Raw genomic sequence first — 21,648 nt, 5'->3', positions numbered from 1 at the left:
GGCAGCCGGCGCCTCGGCCTTGGCGGCCGGCGCCTGCTCCTTGGCCGGCGCGGCTTCGGCCTTGGCGGCCGGCGCGGCGGCGGGCGCGCTGCCTTCCACCACGACCACGATCGAACCCTTGGCGACCTTGTCGCCAACCTTGACCTTCACTTCCTTGACCACGCCGCCCTGCGAGGCCGGGATCTCCATCGAGGCCTTGTCGGACTCGACGGTGATCAGGCTCTGCTCGGCCTTGATGGTGTCGCCGACGGCGACCATGACTTCGATGACTTCCACTTCCTTGAAGTCGCCGATGTCCGGCACTTCGATCTCGACCGGACCGCTGCTGGTGGCCGGCGCGGCGGCCTCGGCCTTGGCGGCGGGCGCGGCGGCGGCAGCCTGCCTGGGGGCTTCGGCCTTGGGTTCTTCCTTGGCGGCCGGAGCGGCGGCGGCATCGGCCGCTTCCACCTCGAGCACCACGGCGCCTTCGGCGACCTTGTCGCCGACCTTGACCGCGATCGACTTCACCACCCCGCCCTGCGAGGCGGGAATTTCCATCGAAGCCTTGTCGGACTCGACGGTAATCAGGCTCTGCTCGGCCTTGATCGTGTCGCCCACCGCCACCAGCACTTCAATGACTTCCACTTCCTTGAAGTCGCCGATGTCGGGAACCTTGATTTGCACGACGTTGCTCATGTCTCTTTACCCTCAGGCGTATTGCGGGTTGGCTTTGTTCGGGTTGATGCCGTACTTCTTGATGGCCTCGGCCACCTTGGCAACCGGCACCTTGCCTTCGTCGGCCAGCGCGCGCAGCGCGGCGACCACGACGAAGTGGCGGTCCACTTCGAAGTGCTCACGCAGCTTGGCGCGGAAATCCGAACGGCCGAAACCGTCGGTGCCCAGCACCTTGTATTCGCGGCCCTTGGGCACGAACGGACGGATCTGGTCAGCAAACAGCTTCATATAGTCGGTCGACGCGATGATCGGGCCTTCCGTCTTGGCCAGCTGTTCCGTGACGTAGGCCACCTGCGGCTTCTTCTCGTCGGGGTGCAGCATGTTGTGGCGCTCGGCGTCCAGGCCGTTGCGGCGCAGTTCGGTGAAGCTGGTGACGCTCCACAGATCCGAGGCCACGCCCCAGTCGGCTTCCAGCAGTTCCTGGGCGGCCATGACTTCGCGCAGGATCGTGCCCGAGCCCATCAGCTGCACGCGGTTCTTGCCCTTGCCATGCGACTTGAGCTTGTACATGCCCTTGATGATGCCTTCCTCGTCGCCGGCGGTCAGGCCAGGCTGCGGGTAGTTTTCGTTCATCACCGTCAGGTAGTAGTAGACGTTTTCCTGGTCTTCCACCATGCGCTTGAGGCCATGCTGGATGATCACGGCCAGTTCGTGGCCGAAGGTCGGGTCGTACGAGACGCAGTTGGGGATGGTCGAGGCCAGGATATGGCTGTGGCCGTCTTCGTGCTGCAGGCCTTCGCCGTTGAGCGTGGTGCGCCCGGCGGTGCCGCCCAGCAGGAAGCCGCGCGCCTGCATGTCGCCGGCGGCCCAGGCCAGGTCGCCGATGCGCTGGAACCCGAACATCGAGTAGTAGATGAAGAACGGGATCATGATGCGGTTGTTCGAGGAGTACGACGTGGCCGCCGCAATCCACGAGCTCATCGCGCCCGCTTCGTTGATGCCTTCCTGCAGAAGCTGGCCGTCGGCCGCTTCCTTGTAGTACATGACCTGGTCCTTGTCGACCGGCACGTACTTCTGGCCTTCCGGCGCGTAGATGCCGATCTGGCGGAACAGGCCTTCCATGCCGAACGTGCGCGATTCGTCGGCCAGGATCGGCACGACGCGCGGGCCCAGCTGCTTGTCGCGCAGCACCTGGTTCAGGATGCGCACGAAGGCCTGGGTGGTGGAGATCTCACGGCCTTCGGCGGTGGGCTCCAGCACGGCCTTGAAGGCGTCCAGCGCGGGGGCCTGCAGTTGCTCGTCGGCCTTGGCGCGGCGGCGCGGCAGGTAGCCGCCCAGCGCGGCGCGGCGCTCGTGCAGGTACTTCATTTCGGGCGAGTCTTCCGCCGGCTTGAAGTACGGCAGGTCGGCCAATTGGTCGTCCGGGATGGGGATGCCGAAGCGATCGCGGAATTCGCGGATCGAATCCAGCTCCAGCTTCTTCTGCTGGTGGGTCGGGTTCTTGGCCTGGCCCACGTGGCCCATGCCGTAGCCCTTGATGGTCTTGGCCAGGATCACGGTCGGCTGGCCTTCATGCTTGGAGGCCGAGTCGAAGGCGGCGAACACCTTGTGCGGATCGTGGCCGCCACGGTTCAGGCGCCAGATGTCCTCGTCGCTCATACGCGACACGGCTTCCAGCAGCTTGGGGTGCTTGCCGAAGAAATGCTCGCGCACGAACTTGCCGTCGTTGGCCTTGTACGCCTGGTACTCGCCGTCGACGGTGTCTTCCATGATCTTGCGCAGGATGCCTTCCTTGTCGTGCGCCAGCAGCGGATCCCAGTAGCCGCCCCAGATCAGCTTGATCACGTTCCAGCCCGAACCGCGGAAGTCGCCTTCCAGTTCCTGGATGATCTTGCCGTTGCCGCGCACCGGACCGTCCAGGCGCTGCAGGTTGCAGTTGATGACGAAGATCAGGTTGTCGAGCTTTTCACGGGCGGCCAGGGCGATGGCGCCGAGCGACTCGGGTTCGTCCATTTCGCCGTCGCCGCAGAACACCCAGACCTTGCGCTTGCTGGTGTCGGCGATGCCGCGGGCGTGCAGGTACTTGAGGAAGCGGGCCTGGTAGATGGCCATCAGCGGGCCCAGGCCCATCGACACCGTGGGGAACTGCCAGAAGTCCGGCATCAGCTTCGGATGCGGGTACGAGGACAGGCCCTTGCCGTCCACTTCCTGGCGGAAGTGGTTCAGCTGTTCTTCGGTCAGGCGGCCTTCGAGGTAGGCGCGGCCGTACATGCCGGGCGAGGTGTGGCCCTGGAAGTAGACCAGGTCGCCGCCGTGGTTTTCGTTCTCGGCGTGCCAGAAGTGGTTCTGGCCGCAGCCGATCATGGTGGCCAGCGAGGCGAAGGAGGCGATGTGGCCGCCCAGGTCGCCGCCGTCCGGCGGGTTGTGCTTGTTGGCCTTGACCACCATGGCCATGGCGTTCCAGCGCACGTACGAGCGGATGCGCGATTCCAGTTCCAGGTTGCCCGGATGCGCCGGCTCCAGGCCGGGCGGAATCGTGTTGACGTAAGCGGTGTTGGGCGAGAACGGGATGTGGGCGCCGGAACGACGGGCTTCGTCGATCAGGCGTTCCAGCAGGTAGTGCGCGCGCTGCGGTCCTTCGCGATCAAGGACTGCCGCCAGGGCTTCGAGCCACTCCTGGGTTTCTAGGGTGTCTTCGTCGTTGGCAGCCTGCACGGCGCCAGCCTGGGCGAAAGAGGACATCGTGTGTCTCCTGTTGGGGTTCGTTCGTGACCACACCCGCTTATTTATCTACTCGCGGACATGCCATGGTAGTCGGGATCATCCGGGCTACCATGCCATGCATGGGTCGGGGTGTTGTGCTAGAGACCAGCTACTCGGGAGCGGTTTCCCTATCAGCCGGCATTCTAAGAAAGAAGATTAACCGGTCGCAAGGAAAATTTCATGTTGCGGTACGGCATTTCATAATGCGAAAATATGAACGCAAGCTGAAAAGAACGGAAGGCACTTTTTTAGCCCATCCCCCTTCCGACGGGCTTGATTCCCGGCAATTCCCCGCCGACACGCACTAAAATGCCCGGTCTATCCGGCCCGAATTCCATGTCCAGCGCGCCCAAGTCCAATATACCCACGCCGTTCCACGACCACGCCCGCACGCGCCGACGCGGGGTGTACTGGGTCACGCCCGCGATGGTGCTGATCCTCTATATCTGTGTGATGGGGGTGTTCTTCTGGTTGCAGCGCATCCATGACGACAGCGTCATGTTCGTGACCATCGACCAGGAAATGCGGCAGCAGCGCCTGATCTGGGTGGTGCTGGCGCTGTCGTGCGTGATCGTCATCAGCCTGCTGATGCTGTGGCGCTATACGCGCTTCCGTTCCGCCGCCGAGGCCGCCCTGATCGCCGAGACCGGTTTCCGCCGCGCCATGGAGAACTCCATGTCCACCGGCATGCGCGTGCTGGATATGGAAGGCCGCATCGCCTACGTCAATCCGGCCTTCTGCCGCATGATCGGCTGGAACGAGGCCGACCTGATCGGCCGCAGCCCGCCCTTCCCCTACTGGGTGCCGGGCCGCCATGAACAGCACCAGCACACCCTGGACGTGCTGATGTCCGGCAAGACGCCCAGCAGCGGCCTCGAAGTCGAGGCCCAGCGCCGCGACGGCTCGCGCTTCACGGCGCGCATGTACGTGTCGCCGCTGCTCGACCCCAACGGCAACCAGATCGGCTGGATGACGTCGATGACCGACATCACCGAGCCCAAGCGCATCCGCGAGGCCCTGACCGCCGCGCACGAGCGTTTCATGACGGTGCTGGAAGGCCTGGACGACGCCATCTCGGTCACCGCCGACACCCACGACGGCCTGGAGCTGCTGTTCGCCAACCGCACCTACCGCCGCGTGTTCGGCGCCCAGACCGGCGGCCACGACGAGCTGCTGGCCGGCCGCCGCGGCCGCTTCACGGATGAATCCGTGGAAGTCTTCGCGCCCTCGGTGCAGCGCTGGTTCGAAGTGCACCACCGCATGCTGGCCTGGACCGACGGCCGCCGCGTGCGCATGCAGGTGGCGCGCGACATCACCGAGCGCCGCGGCCACGAAGAAGCCTCGCGCGTGCAGCAGGAAAAGATCCAGCTCACCAGCCGCCTGACCACCATGGGCGAGATGGCCTCGTCGCTGGCGCACGAACTGAACCAGCCGCTGACCGCCATCGCCAACTACAGCATGGGCGCGGTGGCGCTGGTCAAGGCCGGCCACACCAGCCCCAACATGCTGCTGCCGGCACTGGAAAAGGCCGCCTCGCAGGCCGAGCGCGCCGGCAAGATCATCAGCCGCATCCGCGAATTCGTGAAGCGCAGCGAGCCGCGCCGCCAGCGCGTGGCGATCGGCCGCATCGTCGACAACGCCATCGGCTTCGCCGAGATCGACGCCCGCAAGCGCCGCATCCGCATCGACAGCTTCGTGCCATCGAACGCCCCGGACGTGCTGGCCGACCCGATCCTGATCGAACAGGTGCTGCTGAACCTGCTCAAGAACGGCCTGGAAGCCATGGAAAAGAGCGAGTCCGACGAGCTCAAGGTGGCCGTGATCCTGCACGAGCAGCACATCGAGGTCGCGGTGGTCGACCGCGGCCATGGCCTGGCCGAGCCGGAGCGCCTGTTCGAACCCTTCTTCAGCACCAAGACCCAGGGCCTGGGCATGGGACTGAATATCTGCCGTACCATTATCGAATCGCACCACGGCCGCCTCTGGGCGGACCCGAACCCCGCCGGCGGTACTATTTTCCGCTTTACCCTGCCCTGCGCTGCGTCTCAGACGCAGGCTCAGAATGATCAGTCCGAGGAGTTGCACGCATGAACACGCCCCACCTGTCGAGCACGGTATTCATTGTTGATGACGACGAAGCGGTCCGCGATTCGCTGCGCTGGCTGCTTGAAGCCAACGGCTACCGCGTCCGCGCCTACGCCAGCGGCGAGTCGTTCCTGGAAGACTACGACGCCAGCCAGATCGGCGTGCTGATCGCCGACGTGCGCATGCCCGGCATGAGCGGCCTGGAACTGCAGGAACAACTGATCGCCCGCAACGCCCCGCTGCCCATCGTCTTCATCACCGGCCACGGCGACGTGCCGATGGCCGTGTCGACCATGAAGAAGGGCGCCGTCGACTTCCTCGAGAAGCCGTTCAACGAATCCGATCTGCGCGAAATCGTGGCGCGCATGCTGGAGCAGGCCACGCAGCGCGTGAGCAAGCACCAGGCCCAGAAAGACCACGAAGCCATGCTGGCGCGCCTGACCGCGCGCGAGCAGCAGGTGCTGGAGCGCATCGTCGCCGGCCGCTTGAACAAGCAGATCGCCGACGACCTCGGCATCAGCATCAAGACCGTCGAGGCGCACCGCGCCAACATCATGGAAAAACTTGAAGTGACCACTGTTGCCGACCTGATGAAAGTGGCCCTGGCCAAACCGGAGGCGCATGCATGAGCCGCCGGGCCGTTCCCAAGGCGAATACCGTAGCGCACCGCGCGGAGGTTGCCTAATGTCCGCCAGGATTATTGACGGCGCCGCCCTGTCGCAGCGCATTCGCGAAGAAGTCGCCCAACGCGTCGCCGCCCTGGCCGCCAAGGGCACCCGCCCCGGCCTGGCCGTGGTGCTGGTGGGCGAAGACCCCGCCTCCCAGGTGTACGTGCGCAACAAGGTCGCGGCGTGCGAGAAGGCCGGGCTGCATTCCATCAAGGAGCAGTACCCCGCCGACATGACCGAGGCCGAACTGCTGGCCCGCATCGACAAGCTGAACCGCGATCCGTCCATCCACGGCATCCTGGTGCAGCTGCCGCTGCCCAAGCACATGGACGCGCACAAGGTCATCGAAGCCATCGCCGCCGAGAAGGACGTGGACGGCTTCCACGTCAGCAACGCCGGCCTGCTGATGACCGGCCAGCCGCTGTTCCGCCCCTGCACGCCCTACGGCGTGATGAAGATGCTGGAATCGGAAGGCGTGGCCCTGCGCGGCGCCGAGGCCGTGATCGTCGGCGCCAGCAACATCGTCGGCAAGCCCATGGCCATGCTGCTGCTGGCCGCCGGCGCCACCATCACGATCTGCAACTCCAAGACCCGCGACCTGGCGGCCCAGACCCGCCGCGCCGACGTGCTGGTGGTGGCCACCGGCAAGCCCGGCATGATCGACGGCTCGATGATCAAGCCCGGCGCCGTCGTCATCGACGTGGGCATCAACCGCGGCGCTGACGGCAAGCTGTGCGGCGACGTCGATTTCGCCTCCGCCAGCCAGGTGGCCGGCGCCATCACCCCCGTGCCGGGCGGTGTCGGCCCCATGACCATCGCCATGCTGCTGGTCAACACCGTCGAAGCGGCGGAACGGGCCGCCGCCTGAAGACCGGTCCCGCGCCCCGCCGTGGCACCCCTGTGGGTTTGTCCCGCGCCCTCCCGGAGGGCCGGTGGGGCAAACCCACAGTCGTTTCGGGGGCCGCGCCCTTGCTTTTGGCCCGATCGCCCCAACCTGATTCCCATGCCCGCCGGCCGTATCGCCTCGATCCCGCGCCGCCCGCCCCTCTCACGCAATTGGTAACACCATGACCCAGAATCCCCTGCTCGCCCCCGTCTCAGAACTGGTCGACTACCAGGCGGTCAAGCCCGCGCACGTGGTGCCCGCCATCGAGGAACTGCTGGGCATCGCCCGCCAGGCCGTCGACCATGCCGCCGATCCGGCGCTGGCGCCCACCTGGGAAGCCGTGGTCGAGCCGCTGGATACCGCCTCCGAACGGCTGTGGCGCGCGTGGTCGGTGGCCGGCCACCTGAACGCCGTGGTCAACACCCCCGAGCTGCGCGAGGCCTACAACGCCGCCCTGCCCCTGGTGACCGAGTTCTCGACCTGGGTCGGCCTGCACGAAGGCCTGTACCAGCAGTACCAGCGCCTGGCCGCCGCGCCCGATTTCGCGTCGTGGTCGCCGGTGCGCCGCCGCATCGTCGAGATGGCCCTGCGCGACTTCCGCCTGAGCGGCGTCGAACTGCGCGGCGCCGACCGTGAACGCTACGCCGTCATCTCCGACCGCGAGGCGCAGGCCTCGCAGAAGTTCTCCGAGAACGTGCTGGACGCCATCGACGCCTGGTCACTGCGGATCGAGGACGAGGCCCGCCTGGCCGGCATCCCCGCCGACGTGCAGGCCGCCGCGCGCGCCGCCGCCGAGGAAGACGGCCAGCCGGGCTGGAAGCTGACGCTGAAGATGCCCTGCTACCTGCCCGTCATGCAGTACGCGCAGGACCGCTCGCTGCGCGAGGCGCTGTACCGCGGCTACGGCACGGTGGCGTCCGAACAGGGCGATGCCCAGTTCGACAATTCGCCCCTGATCGAGGAACTGCTGTCGCTGCGCGCCGAGGAATCCACCCTGCTGGGCCTGGGCACCTTCGCCGCGCTGCGCCTGCAGACGCGCATGGCGCGCGACGCCAAGGAGGTCACCACCTTCCTGCGCGACCTGGCCGCCCGCGCCAAGCCCTACGCCCAGCGCGACCTGGCCGAGCTGAAGGCCTACGCCGCCGCCGAGCTCGGCCTGGCCGAGCTGCAGCCTTGGGACGTGGCCTATGCCTCCGAGCGCCTGCGCGAGTCGCGCTACGCCTACTCCGAAGACGAGGTGAAGCAGTACTTCACCGAGCCGCGCGTGCTGGCCGGCCTGTTCGAGGTCATCGAGACCCTGTTCGACGTGCGCCTGGCCGAAACGCCGGTGTCGTCGTGGCATGCCGACGTGCGCGGCGTGCGCGTCGAAAGCCCCCAGGGCGACCTGATCGGCTACCTCTACCTGGACCTGTACGCCCGCGCCGGCAAGCAGAGCGGCGCCTGGGTCGACAGCGAGCGAACCCGCCGCGTGGTTGCAGGCCGCGTGCAGACGCCGATCGCCTACCTGACCTGCAATTTCTCGCGCCCCAACGGCGACCGCGCCGCGGTGCTGACGCACGATGACGTCATCACCCTGTTCCACGAAACCGGCCACGCCCTGCACGCGCTGCTGTCGGAAGTGGACGAGCCCGGCGCCGCCGCCTTCGCCAGCGTCGAATGGGACGCCATCGAACTGCCCTCGCAGTTCATGGAGAACTTCTGCTGGGAATGGGCCGTGGTGCAGAAGCTGTCGGCCCACGTCGACAGCGGCGAGCCGCTGCCGCGCGCGCTCTACGACCGCCTGGTCGCGGCCCGCAACTACCAGAGCGGCATGCAGACCGTGCGCCAGATCGAGTTCGCGCTGTTCGACATGCTGATGCACGACCGCGCCAAGGGCGCCAGCATCACTGAAGTGCTGGCCCTGCTGCAGGAAGTGCGCGCCGAGGTCGCGGTGCTGTTCCCGCCCGCCTGGCACCGCCTGCCGCACGCCTTCTCGCACCTGTTCGCAGGCGGCTACGGCGCCGGCTACTACAGCTACAAGTGGGCCGAGGTGCTGTCGGCCGACGCCTACGAGGCGTTCGAGGAAGCCGCCGCCAAGCAAGCTGGCAACGCCCTGGGCACGCTCGATCCGGCCACCGGCGCGCGTTTCCGCCGCGAAGTGCTGGCCGTCGGCGGCTCGCGCCCCGCGGCCGAATCGTTCGCGGCCTTCCGCGGCCGCGCGCCGCGCATCGACGCCCTGCTGCGCCACAGCGGCATGAGCGCCGCCTGAGCGCACCGCGCCCGCAGGACCGACGGCCCGCCTCGCGCGGGCCGTTTTTCATGCGGTGGCGGCGGCAACAGGCCGCCACCACCGCGCCGCGCCTGGCGACCGATGGCCGGCCAGTTCAAGGCGCGGTTGACCCTCGACGCGCCCTAGGCCGGCCGCCGCGCCGACACCACCAGCCAGCGCCCGTGCACCGACGGGTCCGATCCGGCCTGGCGCCAGAAGTGGCGGCTGTCCTCGTCCTGCGCGTGCTTGACGCGGGTCTGGCAATAGCGCCGCGCCGGCCAGCCCAGCATGCGCTCCAGCCAGCCGCGCCGCCCGGCTTCCGCGACGTGGTGCAGGGTGATGTCGCCAAAGCCGTGGCGCGCCAGCAGCAGGTGCAACTGCGCGAAGCCCCAGGGCAGCACCGCGGCGCGCGCGCCGGCGTCGGCGCGGCCCGCGCCGGTCCACGGATCCGCGTGAAAGCCTCGCAGCAGCGCCTGCAGCCGGCCGCGCACATGCCAGGCATTGGGCGCGGTCAACACCAGCGTGCCGCCCGGCCGCAGGACGTCGCGAAAGCCGCGCACCAGCAGGCCGGGGTTGATCGCGCGGTGGATGGCTTCGCTACAGACCACCGCGTCGTACGCCACGGTGGCGGGCAACGGCGTTTCCAGATCGTGCACGGTCAGGCGCCGGTAGCCGCTGGCCGGCGCCGGCAGCGTGGCCGGACCGATACCGTCCACCTCGACCAGGCGTCCGGTCGCCGGGCGCGCCATGTCGCCCAGCCAGCCGCGGTCACAGGGCGCGTCCAGCACGCTGTCGGCCAGCCGGCTGCGCAGGATGTCGAGCACCACCGGGTAATACGGAAAATAGGGATAGCCCAGCGCGGGATTGGCCGTGGCATTCATGGAGGGCACCTCGCCGGTCACTGACAAGGCCCTGAATGTACCGATCCGCGACGGCCGCGTGGGCCGATTTGCCAGATCCCCAACAATATTCCGACAAAGCTTCACAACTGCGCCCCGCCCTGCCTTGCGCCAGGACAAGCCCGGTGCTGGGCGACCCGGCGGCCGCCCCGTCGCCTGCGGGTAGAATCGACGGGTTTATCCCTCAACCGGCGATGGAACCCATGCGACACCTGATTACCGGCCGCGCCTGGCGCGGTCTGCTGTTGGCCTTGTGCATGCTGCTTGCCGCCTGCGGCGACCGCAATGTCGATTGGACGCTCTACAACGTCAAGGGCCACCTGCCCGACCTGAAGTTCTCGCTGCCGGGCGCCGGCGGCAAGACGGTCAGCAGCGATGACCTCAAGGGCAAGACGGTGCTGCTGTTCTTCGGCTACGCCAGTTGCCCCGACATCTGCCCGACCACCATGGCGCAGTTGACGGCGGTGCTGCAGAACCTGGGCGACAAGGCGCGCGACGTGCGCATCCTGTTCGTCAGCGTCGACCCGCACCGTGACACGCCGGATATCCTGCAGGCCTACGTCAACGCCTTCAACAGCAACGCCATCGGCGTCACCGGCAACGAAAAGCAGGTGGCCGACCTGGCGCGCCGCTACCGCGTCGCCTACCAGATCGAGAAGCCCCGTCCCGGCGACGACCCCGACCAGTACGAAGTGACCCACAGCCGCGGCGTGTATATTTTCGACAACCAGGGCCGCGCCCGCCTGCTGGCCTCGGACACCGACAGCATCGAGGCGATGACCAAGGACCTGCGCCAGCTGATCGACCTGACCTCGTGAGGCCGCCTGCAACATTGCTGCATCGACGATGCGGCGCAGCATGTTGCGCCCTTGCCCCACACACCAGTTGTTACAGCGCCGCCGCCGCGTGCATGAGTAATATCGGGGCACATCGCCCCTTTACCCTCGCAAGGAGTACGCGCATGAGCATCATCATCATGATCATCGTTGGCTTCATCGTCGGGCTGCTCGCCCGCGCGATCATGCCGGGAGACCAGAACATGGGGATCATCATGACCACCATACTGGGCATCGTGGGCGCGGTCGTGGCCGGCTTCCTCGGCCAGAAGTTGGGCTGGTACGCCCCGGGCGAACCGGCCGGCTGGATCGGATCGATCGTCGGCGCGATCATCGTGCTGTTCGTGGTCGGCCTGATCGCCAAGAAGCGCGCCTGACGCCGCGGCGCACGCATCAAGCAAAGCGGGCCGATCTTTCGATCGGCCCGCTTTTTTTCATGCCGCGATGAGGCTCAGCCCGGCTGGCCGGCGCCCGCGGGCGCCGCGTCCGGCGCCGGCTGCGCGGCCGTGACAGTGCGTTCGGTCCAGCCGCCGCCCAGCACCTTGTACAAAGTCACCAGGTTGGACAGGCGCGACAGGCGCGTGTTGACCAGCGTCTGCTGGGCGTTGTAGAGCGAACGCTGCGAATCCAGCACCGTCAGGTAGTCGTCGATGCCCTGGCGGAAGCGCTGCTCGGACAGGTCATAGGCGCGCTGGTTGGCGGCCACCAGCAGTTGCTGGGCCTGGATCTGCTCGTCCAGCGTGCCGCGCCCGGCAAGGGCGTCGGCCACTTCGCGAAAACCGGTCTGGATGGTCTTCTCGTACTGCGCGACCTGAATGTTCTTCTGCACCTTGGCCAGGTCCAGGCCCGCCAGCAGCGAGCCGCCGGCGAAGATCGGCACCGTGATCTGCGGCACGAAGCTCCAGGCGCCGGAGCCGGCGTTGAACAGTCCGCCCAGGCTGGCGCTGGCGGTGCCGGCGTTGCCCGTCAGGCTGATGGTCGGGAAGAACGCCGCGCGGGCCGCGCCGATGTTGGCGTTGGCGCCCTTGAGCTGGTGCTCGGCCGCGCGGATGTCCGGGCGGCGCGCCAGCAGTTCGGACGGCAGGCCGGCCGGCAGCGCGGTCGGCAGCATGCCGTCGTCGAGCTTGACGGCGCTGTCCAGCGACGCCGAGAGTTCCGGCGACAGCGGCTGACCCACCAGCAGCACCAGCGCATTGCGATCCTGGGCCTCCTGGCGCGTGTATTGCGACAGGTTGGCCTGCGCGGTGCGCAGCGACACTTCGGCCTGGCTCAGGTCCAGCGCGGTGGACAGGCCCTGGTCATAGCTCTGCTGGGTGAGCTTGTAGGAATCTTCCTGGCTCTTGAAGGTGCCGCGGGTCAGGTTCAGCAGTTCCTGGTCGGCGCGCAGCGTCAGGTAGGCGTTGGCCACCTCGGCGATCAGCGTCAGCTGCGTCGCCGTGCGGGTCTCGTCCAGCGCCAGGTACGATTCGAGCGCCTTGTCGCTGAGGCTGCGGATGCGGCCGAACAGATCCAGCTCCCACGAGGACAGCGCGGCGCCGACCTGGTAGTTGTGGCTGGTGGTGGCCTGGCCGCTGGGCGACAGGTCGGCCGGCGTGCGCTGGGCCGTTTCCTTGCCGGCGATGCCGACGCTGGGCATCAGATCGGCGCGCTGGATGCGGTACTGCGCCCGCGCCGCCTCGACGTTCAAGGCCGCCACGCGCAGGTCGCGGTTGTTGGCCAGCGACTGCTCGATCAGCTGCTGGAGCAGCGGATCGGCGAAGAAGTCGCGCCAGCCGATGTCGGCCGTGGCCACGGCGCCGGCGGCGTCGGCCTTGTAGGCCGGGCCGGTCGGATAGGCCGACGAGACCGGCGCGTCGGGCCGTTCGTAGGTCGGGGCCAGCGAGCAGCCCGCCAGGGCCGCCGCCAGGGAAAGGGAAACCAGGGTTCTCATCTGCAGCTTCATTGCGGTTTTCCTTCGACGGACACGTCCTGCGCGTCGTTGGCGCTGGGGTCGTGCGGGTCGCGTCGCGCGCTCATGCGTTCCACCTTGAACAGGCGCAGCATGATCACGAAGAACGCGGGGACGAAGAAGATGGCCAGGAAGGTCGCGGTCAGCATGCCGCCGATCACGCCCGTGCCGATGGCGTTCTGGCTGCCCGAACCGGCGCCCGAGGAAATCGCGAGCGGCACCACGCCCAGGATGAACGCCAGCGACGTCATCAGGATCGGGCGCAGGCGCTGGCGGGCGGCGTGGATCGCCGATTCCGTCAGGCTCGCCCCGGCCTCGTAGTGCTCCTTGGCGAACTCCACGATCAGGATGGCGTTCTTGGCCGCCAACCCGATGGTGGTGAGCAGGCCCACCTGGAAGTACACGTCGTTGGACAGGCCGCGCAGCAGCGTCGCCCCCAGCGCCCCGATGATGCCCAGGGGCACCACCAGCATGACCGCGGACGGGATCGTCCAGCTTTCATACAGCGCCGCCAGGCACAGGAACACCACGATCAGCGAGATCGCGTACAGCGCCGGCGCCTGGGCGCCCGACAGGCGTTCTTCGTACGACATGCCGGTCCATTCGAAACCCACGCCCACCGGCAGCTTGCTGGCGATGCGTTCCATTTCGTTCATGGCCGCGCCCGAGCTGTAGCCCGGCGCCGCCTGGCCCTGGATGTTGTAGGACGGCACGCCGTTGTAGCGGTTCAGCTTCTGCGGGCCGAAGCTCCAGGTGGCCTTGGCGAACGCCGAGAACGGCACCATGTCGCCATTGCTGTTGCGCACGTACCATTTGTCCAGGTCGTCGGGCAGCATGCGCGCCGAGGCCTCGCCCTGCGCGAACACCTTCTTGACGCGGCCGCGGTCGATGAAGTCGTTGACGTACGACGAACCCCAGGCGGTGGACAGCGTGCTGTTGATGTCCGAGACGGACACGCCCAGCGCCCGCGCCTTTTCGCGGTCGATGTCGAGCTGGTACTGCGGCGCGTCCTCGATGCCGTTGGGGCGCACGCCCTGCAGGATCTTGCTCTGCGCCGCCTCGCCCAGCAGCTGGTTGCGCGCGGCCAGCAGTTTTTCATGGCCCACGCCGGCGCGGTCCATCAGCTGGAAGTCGAAACCGTCGACGTTGCCCAGTTCCATCACCGAGGGCGGCGGCACCACGAACAGCTGGGCGTCGCGCTCGGTCTTCCTGAAATGGGCGTTGGCGCGCGCCGCCACGGCGGCCGCCTTGAGATCGGCGGCGCCGCGGTCTTCCCAGTCGCGCAGCTTGATGAACAGGATCGAGGCGTTCTGGCCGCGGCCGCCGAAGTTGAAGCCGTTGACCGCGAACACCGAGGTGACCGCGTCCTTCTCTTCGGTCAGCAGGTAGTTGGTGGCCTCGTCGATGACGGCCTTGGTGCGTTCGGCGGTGGCGCCGGCGGGCGTCTGGATCTGGGCGAACAGGATGCCCTGGTCTTCGCCCGGCAGGAACGCGGTCGGGATGCGGGTGAACATCCAGCCCATGGCGATGACGATGGCCAGGTACACCACCATCAGGCGCTTGGTGCGGCCCAGGCCGCGCGCCACGGTATTGGCGTAGCCGTGGCTGCTGCGGTCGAAGGCGCGGTTGAACCAGCCGAAGAAGCCGCGCTTGGTGCCATGGTGGCCCTTGGGAATCGGCTTGAGCAGCGTGGCGCACAGCGCCGGCGTGAAGACGATGGCGACGATCACCGACAGCACCATCGAGGACACGATGGTGATGGAGAACTGGCGATAGATCACGCCGGTCGAGCCGCCGAAGAAGGCCATCGGGATGAACACCGCCGCCAGCACCATGGCGATGCCGATCAGCGCGCCGGTGATCTGGGTCATGGACTTGCGCGTGGCCTGCTTGGGCGTCAGGCCCTCCTCGGCCATCACCCGCTCGACGTTTTCCACCACCACGATGGCGTCGTCCACCAGCAGGCCGATGGCCAGCACCATGCCGAACATGGTCAGGGTGTTGATGGAATAGCCGAACGCCGCCAGCACGCCGAAGGTGCCCAGCAGCACCACCGGCACCGCCAGCGTCGGGATCAGCGTGGCGCGGAAGTTCTGCAGGAACAGGTACATCACCAGGAACACCAGGATGATGGCTTCCACCAGCGTCTTGAACACTTCCTCGATCGACAGGCTGACGAACGGCGTGGTGTCGTACGGATAGACGACGTCCATGCCGGGCGGGAAATACGGCTTCAGGTTGTTGATGGTGTCACGCACCGCCTGCGCCGTGTCGAGCGCGTTGGCGCCCGGGGCCAGCTTGATCGCCAGGCCCGAGGCGGGCTTGCCGTTGTAGTAGCTGTCGATGGCGTAGGTCTGGCCGCCCAGCTCGATGCGGGCGACGTTGGCCAGGCGCACTTGCGAGCCGTCGGTGTTGACCTTGAGCAGGATGCGGCCGAAGTCTTCCGGACGCTCCAGGCGCGAGGGGCCGATGATGGTGGCGTTCAGCTGCTGGCCACGCACCGCGGGCAGGCCGCCCAACTGGCCGGACGAGACCTGGACGTTCTGTTCCTTGATGGCGTTGACCACGTCGACCGTGGTCAGGCCGTAGTTCACCAGCTTGGCCGGATCCAGCCAGATGCGCATGGCGTACTGCGAGCCGAACAGCTGGAAGTCGCCCACGCCCTGGGTGCGGCTGATGGGATCCTGGACGTACGAGGCGACGTAGTCGGCCAGGTCGTCCTTGGTCATCGTGCCATCGGTGGACACGAAGCCCGCCACGATCAGGAAGTTCTTGGTGGCCTTGGTGACGCGGATGCCCTGCTGCTGCACTTCCTGCGGCAAGAGCGGCTGCGCCAGCGACAGCTTGTTCTGCACCTGCACCTGGGCGGTGTCGGGGTTGGTGCCCTGGCGGAACGTCAGCGTGATGGACATGCTGCCGTCGGAGTTGCTTTCCGAGGAAATGTACTCCAGGCCGTCAAGGCCGTTCATCTGCTGTTCGATCACCTGCACCACGGTGTCCTGCACCGTCTGCGCCGAGGCGCCCGGGTAGGTCACCGCGATGCCGATGGCCGGCGGCGCGATATTCGGATACTGCGAAACCGGCAGCTTCAGGATGGACAACGCGCCGGCCATCATCAGCACGATCGCGATCACCCATGCGAAGACCGGTCTATCGATAAAAAACTTTGCCATGCAAGGCTCCCTGACTACTGCTTGGCCGCCGCGGCGCCCGCCTGCGGTTGCTGCGCCGGCTTGGCGCCGGCTTCCGTGGCCACCACCTCGACGCCCGGGCGCACCATCTGCACGCCTTCCACGATGACCTTTTCACCGGCCTTCAGGCCGTCGGTGACCAGCCACTGGTCGCCAATGGCGCGGTCGGTCTTGAGTTCACGCAATTCGACTTTGTTCTCGGCATTGACCACCAGCGCCGTCGGCAGGCCGCGCTGGTTGCGCGTCACGCCGCGTTGCGGCACCAGCAGGCCGTCGGCGGCGACGCCGTCGACCAGGCGGGCGCGCACGAACATGCCCGGCAGCAGGCGGCGGTCCGGGTTGGGGAACACCGCGCGCAGCGTCACCGAGCCGGTGCCCTGATCGACCGTGACTTCGGAGAACTGCAGCTTGCCCTGCTGGGTGTATTGCGAGCCGTCTTCCAGCGTCAGCGTGACCAGCGCGGCCTGCTCGCCCTCGGCCTTCTTGAGCTGGCCGCTGGCGAGCGCGTTCTGCAGGCGCAGCAGTTGCACGCTGGACTGCGTCACGTCGACGTAGATCGGATCGATCTGCTGCACGGCGGCCAGGGCCGTGGCCTGGTTGGCGGTGACCAGCGCGCCTTCGGTGACCGAGGAGCGGCCGATGATGCCGTCGATCGGCGACAGCACCTTGGTGTAGACCAGGTTGATGCGCGCGGTGTCGAGCGCGGCCTTGGCCGACAGCACGTCGGCGACGGCCTGGTCGCGCGAGGCCACGGCGTTGTCGTAGGTCTGCTGGCTGACGGCGCGGGTGGCCACCAGCGGCTTGTAGCGCTCGGCCAGCAGCGCGGCGGTCTTCTGCTGCGCCTGGGCGCGCGCCAGGGCGGCCTTCTGGCTGTCGAAGCTGGCCTGGTAGAGCGCGGGGTCGATCTGGTAAAGCTGTTCGCCGGCCTTGACCTCGCCGCCCTCGGTGAACAGGCGCTTCTGCACGATGCCGTTGACCTGCGGCCGCACTTCGGCGACGCGGAACGGCGAGGTGCGGCCCGGCAATTCAGTGGTGAGGGAAACCGGTTTGGTGGTCAGGGTGACGACCGTCACCTGCGGCTTGCCCGCCTGGGGCGCGTCCTGCTTCTTGCCGCAAGCGGCCAACGTCAGGGCCGATGCCGTCAGCGTAAGCACCGCCGCACCGCGCCACATCGCGCTTTTCTTGTTCATAGATTGCATTCCCGATTTCCAACTAAAAAGGTAGCCTCACGCCCGCCCGCCGGGGCCTGCGCCCACAGGGAGACCGCGGCGGCCGCCGGACATCTGGCGGCAACAACGGCGCGACCCGAACCGTGCATCGGTTCGGCTCGTGAGGATTGACTGGGGTGTGGTTTCGCCTCAGACATTCAGGCAGGGCATCGACGCTTTGCTGCATTGCAGAATTCGCATTTTGCGTTATCCCGCCCGAGAAACAAAGAGGCATATTGAGAAAACATCATTCCAGATATGGGACAATAAATCACCCCATCGTGTGACAGAATCCCTTCCATGAAACGTCTACAAGGCATGGAGCTCTTCGTGGAGGTCGCCAAGACGCACAGTTTTAGCCGTGCGGCGGCCGCCCTGGGAGTGCCCAAATCGACATTGTCTCGCCAGGTGGCCGAATTGGAACGGTCCGTGGGCCTGCGCCTGCTCAGCCGCACCACCCGCAAGGTGGAGCTGACCGACGCCGGCCGGCTGTACTTCGAACGCTGCCAACGCATCGTCGCCGAGGCCCAGATCGCCCACGAGGAACTGCAGAAGCTGGTCGACACGCCGTCGGGGCCGCTGCGGGTGAACATGCCAGCGGATTTCGGTACGGACTTCCTGGCCGAATCGTTCATGGAATTCTCGCGCCGCTATCCCGACGTCACCTTTTTCCTGGACCTCGCCAACCCGGACCACGCCCAGCGCGTGTTCCAGACCTGCGATATTTCCATCGAGATCGGCGACCTGCCCGACTCGACGCAGATCGCGAGGCTGCTGGGCATGCTGCCCGCCCATCTGTACGCCTCGCGCGAATACCTGGAGAAGCACGGGGAACCCAGGCACCCCAGCGACCTGACCCGCCACGAGTGCATCGAGTTCCGCGCCGAAGGCGCCGGCCGCGTCACCCGCTGGCCGCTGAACAGCGGCGACCAGCACATCCAGTTCACGCCCGGCAACCGCTTTTCCGTCAACGGCGTGGCCATGGCCCGCCGCCTGGCGATGCTGGGCGCCGGCATCACCGTGCTGGTCGGCGGCCAGACCGCCGAGCAGAAATCGGGCCAGCTGCGGCGCGTGCTGCCGGACTGGCAGCTGGGACCGTTCCCGGTGTATGCCGTCACGGAAACCCGGCTCTTGCCCGCCAAGACCCGGATCTTCATCGAATTCCTGATGGAGCGCCTGGGCGGGGACGGGCAGGCGAAGGATACCGCGCCATTCATGAAATGACGGCGGCTCGGAAACAGACTGAAAAATTTGCTCGCGGCCGGTAGGCCCCGGCGCGGCATGCGCGCGGCGGCCCCGCGCCGCCATCCCGATCAGAAGCGTTCGTCGTCGCGCAGGTAGCGCCACTGCCCCAGCGGCAGGTCGCCCAGGGCCACGCGGCCGATGCGCACGCGCTTCAGGCCCACCACTTTCAGGCCCACCAGTTCGCACATGCGGCGGATCTGGCGCTTCTTGCCTTCGCGCAGCACGAAGCGCAACTGGTCGTGGTTCTGCCAGCGCACCTGGGCCGGCTTGAGCGCCTTGCCGTCCAGCGACAGGCCGTGGTTGAGCAGCGCCAGGCCGTTCTCGGACAGCTCGCCCTGCACCCGCACCAGGTATTCCTTGTCGATGCTGGAGTCTTCGCCGATCAGCAGCTTGGCCACGCGGCCGTCCTGCGTCAGCACCAGGAGCCCCTGCGAATCGATGTCCAGCCGCCCGGCCACGGCCAGGCCGTCCAGGTGGCCGCGCTCGAAGCGGTGCGGGCTGCGGTCGCCGGCAAAGCGCGACCGCGCGTCGATCAGCGCCACCGCGGGCGTGTAGCCCTTTTCGGCCTGGCCCGAGACGTAGCCGACCGGCTTGTTGATGAGGATGGTGACGCGCGACGTCTGGCGCGCCTGGGCGGCGCGTTCCAGCGTGATGACCTGGTCGGGGAAGGCGCGCGCGCCCAGTTCGGACACCACTTCGCCGTCGACCCGCACCCAGCCGCGTTCGATATAGCTGTCGGCCTCGCGGCGCGAACAGAGTCCACGCTCGGACATGAGCTTGGAGATTCGTACTTTTTCCATGGCCGGTATTGTATGCGGAGCGCACCCCGCGTCCCCAGGCGGCGGCGCGGGCCGATGCGGGGGCCTGCGGCAATCGGCCACAGGGGCCGGCATCGAACCGGCGCCCCGGCCTTGGCATAATACGCAGCCATGATGACCTCAGCAGCAACACATCGTCCTCCCCTCGCGGCAGGCTGGCTGGCCAGCGCGCCGCCGCGCCTGTCGCTCACCCAGCGCCACTGGCTGTTCCGTCCCGGCGCCCTGACCGCCGGCCTGCGCCAGGTCGGCCAGGTGCGCCTGCGGGTGCTGGCCGAATACGCCGACGGCGCGCCGGCCGACGAGGCCCGCGCCATGCGCATCGCCCCCGGCGCGCCGGTGTGGGTGCGCGAGGTGCTGATGTCGGTCGACGGCATCGACAGCGTGCCGGCGCGCAGCCTGACGCCGCTGCGCGCCTCGCACGGCGCCTGGCAAGGCATGCGGCGCCTGCTGACGCGGCCGCTGGCCGACATGCTGTACCACGACAGCACCGTGGTGCGATCGCCGTTCGCCTGCCGTCTGCTGGCCTCGCCGGTGCCGTTCCACGCCACCGCCGCCGGCGTGCTGGTGCGCAATGGCCGCGAGCGCGACGCGCAGCGCGTCTGGGCGCGGCGCTCGGTGTTCTGGCGCCAGGGCCAGCCGCTGCTGGTGGCCGAGTGCTTCCTGCCCGACTTCTGGACCCTGCAGGCGGGCCGCCAGGCCCCGCCCCTGGTGCCGCACCAGCGCACCCCGCGCTGACCGGCCCGCCGCGCCGCGCTCAGGCATGCGCGGGACGCGGCCGGGTATCCACCGCCAGGCACAGCAGGGCCGTCAACAGCGCCAGGCCGACGTGGCCCAGGTACAGCGGATCGAAATCGGCATGGCTGAGCGCGCCCTTGCCCAGCAGCAGCACGGTCAGCGCCACGCCCAGCACCGCGCCGATCTGGCGCGTGGCCTGGTTGACGGCGCTGCCGACCGCGTAGTGCTGCGGCGGCAGGCGGTTGACCGCGGCGCCGGCCAGCGACGGCAGCACCAGGCCCACGCCCAGCCCGCTCAGGATCAACCCGGGCAGCCAATGCGCCAGATAGGCGGGCTCGGCGCCCGGCACCAGCAGGAACCACAGCCCGCTGGCGGCGTACACCAGTGACCCGCCCACCAGGAAAGGGCGATGGCCCAGGCGCGCGGCCAGCTTGCCGGTGATGATCGCGGTCGGCATCACCAGCAGCGGCCCCGGCGTGACCGCCAGGCCGGCCTTTGGCAGGCTGTAGTGCCAGACCCCGGTCATGTAGAAGAAAAAGGCGAAGAACATCATCGCGAAGGCGATGCCGAAGCTGAGCGTGGCCAGGTTCACGTAGCGATAGGTGCGGTGCTTGAACAAGGCCAGGTCGACCAGCGGATGCGGCGTGGTGCGGGCCCAGCCGACGAAGGCCGCCAGCGACACCAGCCCCATCGCCGCCACCATCCACAGCTCGCCGCGGCTCCAGTGCGGCGATTCCGACTGCACGATGGCCAGCGCCACCGCGCCCACCGCCACCATCAGCAGGGCCATGCCCACGCCGTCGACCCGGCGGCGCGCCTCGGGCCGCACCGATTCCTTGAGACGGCCGGCGCCGAACCACAGCGACAACGCCCCCAGCGGCAGGTTGATGTAGAACGCCCACGGCCAGCCCGCGGCATCGACCACGAACGCGCCCAGGCTGGGGCCGACCGCCGCCGCCAGCGCGGCCACGGCGCCCCACAGGCTCACCGCCACCGAGCGCTGCGAGGCCGGGAACGCCGCCAGCACGATCGACAGCGAGGCCGGCGTCAGCAGCGCCGCCCCCACCGCCTGCGCCACGCGCGCCGCGATCAGCCAGCCGACCGTGCCGGCCAGGCCGCAGGCGGCGGACGAGGCCAGGAACAGCAGCACCCCGATCATGAACATGCGCTTGCGCCCGTGCGTGTCGGCCAGGCCGCCGGACGGGATCAGCATGGCCGCGTAGACCACGGTGTAGGCATTCAGCACCCACGACATGTCGGCGGCCGAGGCCTCGGGAAAGCCGGCGCGCATGGCGCTGAACGCGGCGTAGAGCATGGTCGCGTCGAGCGAGACCAGGAACACGGCGACGCTGGCGATCCAGAAGATCGGCCAGGGCGACGCGGCCGCGGACGGCGAGGCGGCGGAAGCCGCGGGGGTGGCGTGGGAGTGCATGGCGGTCGGGCTTGGAGGAAACGAGGGATCGG

The 21,648-nt window shown here is 68.0% G+C and carries 16 protein-coding genes; 8 read left to right on the top strand and 8 right to left on the bottom strand.

Features of this window, described 5'->3' with window-relative positions:
• Positions 1-675 (bottom strand): biotin/lipoyl-containing protein (locus tag H0523_RS23310; protein WP_306670210.1); only part of this gene is annotated, 675 nt, incomplete at its 3' end.
• A gap of 12 nt (positions 676-687) precedes the next feature.
• Positions 688-3,396, bottom strand: coding sequence for a pyruvate dehydrogenase (acetyl-transferring), homodimeric type (gene aceE / locus H0523_RS23305; protein WP_054431997.1), 2,709 nt, complete (start codon positions 3,394-3,396; stop codon positions 688-690).
• Between the two features lie 357 nt (positions 3,397-3,753).
• Here aceE and H0523_RS23300 point away from each other — a divergent pair, with 357 nt between their 5' ends.
• The 4 genes from H0523_RS23300 to H0523_RS23285 all read left to right on the top strand — a co-directional run bounded on the left by H0523_RS23300 (position 3,754) and on the right by H0523_RS23285 (position 9,304).
• Positions 3,754-5,508, top strand: coding sequence for a PAS domain-containing sensor histidine kinase (locus H0523_RS23300; protein WP_025138923.1), 1,755 nt, complete (start codon positions 3,754-3,756; stop codon positions 5,506-5,508).
• Positions 5,505-6,131, top strand: a complete 627-nt coding sequence (locus H0523_RS23295) for a response regulator transcription factor (RefSeq protein ID WP_006219003.1) — start codon at positions 5,505-5,507, stop codon at positions 6,129-6,131. Before H0523_RS23300 ends, H0523_RS23295 begins: the two co-directional genes overlap by 4 nt.
• Before the next feature lie 55 nt (positions 6,132-6,186).
• Positions 6,187-7,038 (top strand): bifunctional methylenetetrahydrofolate dehydrogenase/methenyltetrahydrofolate cyclohydrolase FolD, encoded by an 852-nt coding sequence (gene folD / locus H0523_RS23290; protein ID WP_054431998.1) that lies wholly within the window; start codon positions 6,187-6,189, stop codon positions 7,036-7,038.
• A 199-nt stretch (positions 7,039-7,237) separates the two neighbouring features.
• The gene (locus H0523_RS23285; RefSeq protein ID WP_054431999.1) at positions 7,238-9,304 is read left to right on the top strand and encodes a M3 family metallopeptidase; all 2,067 of its coding nucleotides are present in this window, start codon (positions 7,238-7,240) and stop codon (positions 9,302-9,304) included.
• Positions 9,305-9,447: 143 nt separating this feature from the next.
• Here the strand turns inward: H0523_RS23285 and H0523_RS23280 are convergent, their stop codons facing one another.
• The gene (locus H0523_RS23280) at positions 9,448-10,185 is read right to left on the bottom strand and encodes a class I SAM-dependent methyltransferase (protein WP_180180155.1); all 738 of its coding nucleotides are present in this window, start codon (positions 10,183-10,185) and stop codon (positions 9,448-9,450) included.
• Between the two features lie 221 nt (positions 10,186-10,406).
• On the opposite strand from H0523_RS23280, the gene H0523_RS23275 reads away from it, so the two are divergent.
• Both H0523_RS23275 and H0523_RS23270 read left to right on the top strand, forming a co-directional pair.
• Positions 10,407-11,021 carry an SCO family protein gene (locus H0523_RS23275; protein WP_054432000.1) on the top strand — a complete coding sequence of 205 codons (615 nt, stop codon included), beginning with the start codon at positions 10,407-10,409 and terminating at the stop codon, positions 11,019-11,021.
• A 143-nt stretch (positions 11,022-11,164) separates the two neighbouring features.
• Positions 11,165-11,416 (top strand): GlsB/YeaQ/YmgE family stress response membrane protein, encoded by a 252-nt coding sequence (locus H0523_RS23270; protein WP_054432001.1) that lies wholly within the window; start codon positions 11,165-11,167, stop codon positions 11,414-11,416.
• A gap of 74 nt (positions 11,417-11,490) precedes the next feature.
• Here the strand turns inward: H0523_RS23270 and adeC are convergent, their stop codons facing one another.
• The 3 genes from adeC to H0523_RS23255 are packed head-to-tail and all read right to left on the bottom strand — an operon-like array spanning position 11,491 to position 17,368.
• A complete protein-coding gene (gene adeC, locus H0523_RS23265; RefSeq protein WP_054432002.1) occupies positions 11,491-12,981 on the bottom strand; it encodes an AdeC/AdeK/OprM family multidrug efflux complex outer membrane factor in 1,491 nt (496 codons plus the stop codon).
• Positions 12,978-16,160: an efflux RND transporter permease subunit gene (locus H0523_RS23260; protein WP_054432003.1), complete on the bottom strand. Its 3,183-nt coding sequence runs from the start codon at positions 16,158-16,160 to the stop codon at positions 12,978-12,980. The genes adeC and H0523_RS23260 overlap by 4 nt, the downstream gene beginning before the upstream one ends.
• 14 nt (positions 16,161-16,174) lie before the next feature.
• The gene (locus H0523_RS23255; protein ID WP_054432004.1) at positions 16,175-17,368 is read right to left on the bottom strand and encodes an efflux RND transporter periplasmic adaptor subunit; all 1,194 of its coding nucleotides are present in this window, start codon (positions 17,366-17,368) and stop codon (positions 16,175-16,177) included.
• A gap of 336 nt (positions 17,369-17,704) precedes the next feature.
• Here H0523_RS23255 and H0523_RS23250 point away from each other — a divergent pair, with 336 nt between their 5' ends.
• Positions 17,705-18,610, top strand: coding sequence for a LysR family transcriptional regulator (locus H0523_RS23250; RefSeq protein ID WP_054432005.1), 906 nt, complete (start codon positions 17,705-17,707; stop codon positions 18,608-18,610).
• Between the two features lie 89 nt (positions 18,611-18,699).
• Here the strand turns inward: H0523_RS23250 and H0523_RS23245 are convergent, their stop codons facing one another.
• Positions 18,700-19,431 carry a pseudouridine synthase gene (locus tag H0523_RS23245; protein WP_054432006.1) on the bottom strand — a complete coding sequence of 244 codons (732 nt, stop codon included), beginning with the start codon at positions 19,429-19,431 and terminating at the stop codon, positions 18,700-18,702.
• Between the two features lie 129 nt (positions 19,432-19,560).
• Between H0523_RS23245 and H0523_RS23240 the strand changes: the two genes are divergently transcribed.
• Positions 19,561-20,184, top strand: a complete 624-nt coding sequence (locus H0523_RS23240; RefSeq protein WP_369815886.1) for a chorismate--pyruvate lyase family protein — start codon at positions 19,561-19,563, stop codon at positions 20,182-20,184.
• Between the two features lie 19 nt (positions 20,185-20,203).
• Here H0523_RS23240 and H0523_RS23235 read toward each other — a convergent pair whose 3' ends face one another.
• On the bottom strand, positions 20,204-21,616 hold the full coding sequence (locus tag H0523_RS23235; RefSeq protein ID WP_054432007.1) for a DHA2 family efflux MFS transporter permease subunit: 1,413 nt from the start codon (positions 21,614-21,616) through the stop codon (positions 20,204-20,206).
• Positions 21,617-21,648 lie beyond the last annotated feature (32 nt).

This window comes from Achromobacter insuavis (assembly GCF_902859645.1).
GTDB lineage: Bacteria > Pseudomonadota > Gammaproteobacteria > Burkholderiales > Burkholderiaceae_B > Achromobacter > Achromobacter insuavis.
Note: the sequence above shows the minus strand (reverse complement) of the source record. Positions and strands in the feature narration are given on the sequence as shown.

Bases quoted from the DNA above. Each gene is read 5' to 3' on its own strand.
- aceE (WP_054431997.1), bottom strand. From the start codon at position 3,396: ATGTCCTCTTTCGCCCAGGCTGGCGCCGTGCAGGCTGCCAACGACGAA.
- H0523_RS23300 (WP_025138923.1), top strand. From the start codon at position 3,754: ATGTCCAGCGCGCCCAAGTCCAATATACCCACGCCGTTCCACGACCAC.
- H0523_RS23295 (WP_006219003.1), top strand. From the start codon at position 5,505: ATGAACACGCCCCACCTGTCGAGCACGGTATTCATTGTTGATGACGAC.
- folD (WP_054431998.1), top strand. From the start codon at position 6,187: ATGTCCGCCAGGATTATTGACGGCGCCGCCCTGTCGCAGCGCATTCGC.
- H0523_RS23285 (WP_054431999.1), top strand. From the start codon at position 7,238: ATGACCCAGAATCCCCTGCTCGCCCCCGTCTCAGAACTGGTCGACTAC.
- H0523_RS23280 (WP_180180155.1), bottom strand. From the start codon at position 10,185: ATGAATGCCACGGCCAATCCCGCGCTGGGCTATCCCTATTTTCCGTAT.
- H0523_RS23275 (WP_054432000.1), top strand. From the start codon at position 10,407: ATGCGACACCTGATTACCGGCCGCGCCTGGCGCGGTCTGCTGTTGGCC.
- H0523_RS23270 (WP_054432001.1), top strand. From the start codon at position 11,165: ATGAGCATCATCATCATGATCATCGTTGGCTTCATCGTCGGGCTGCTC.
- adeC (WP_054432002.1), bottom strand. From the start codon at position 12,981: ATGAAGCTGCAGATGAGAACCCTGGTTTCCCTTTCCCTGGCGGCGGCC.
- H0523_RS23260 (WP_054432003.1), bottom strand. From the start codon at position 16,160: ATGGCAAAGTTTTTTATCGATAGACCGGTCTTCGCATGGGTGATCGCG.
- H0523_RS23255 (WP_054432004.1), bottom strand. From the start codon at position 17,368: ATGAACAAGAAAAGCGCGATGTGGCGCGGTGCGGCGGTGCTTACGCTG.
- H0523_RS23250 (WP_054432005.1), top strand. From the start codon at position 17,705: ATGGAGCTCTTCGTGGAGGTCGCCAAGACGCACAGTTTTAGCCGTGCG.
- H0523_RS23245 (WP_054432006.1), bottom strand. From the start codon at position 19,431: ATGGAAAAAGTACGAATCTCCAAGCTCATGTCCGAGCGTGGACTCTGT.
- H0523_RS23240 (WP_369815886.1), top strand. From the start codon at position 19,561: ATGATGACCTCAGCAGCAACACATCGTCCTCCCCTCGCGGCAGGCTGG.
- H0523_RS23235 (WP_054432007.1), bottom strand. From the start codon at position 21,616: ATGCACTCCCACGCCACCCCCGCGGCTTCCGCCGCCTCGCCGTCCGCG.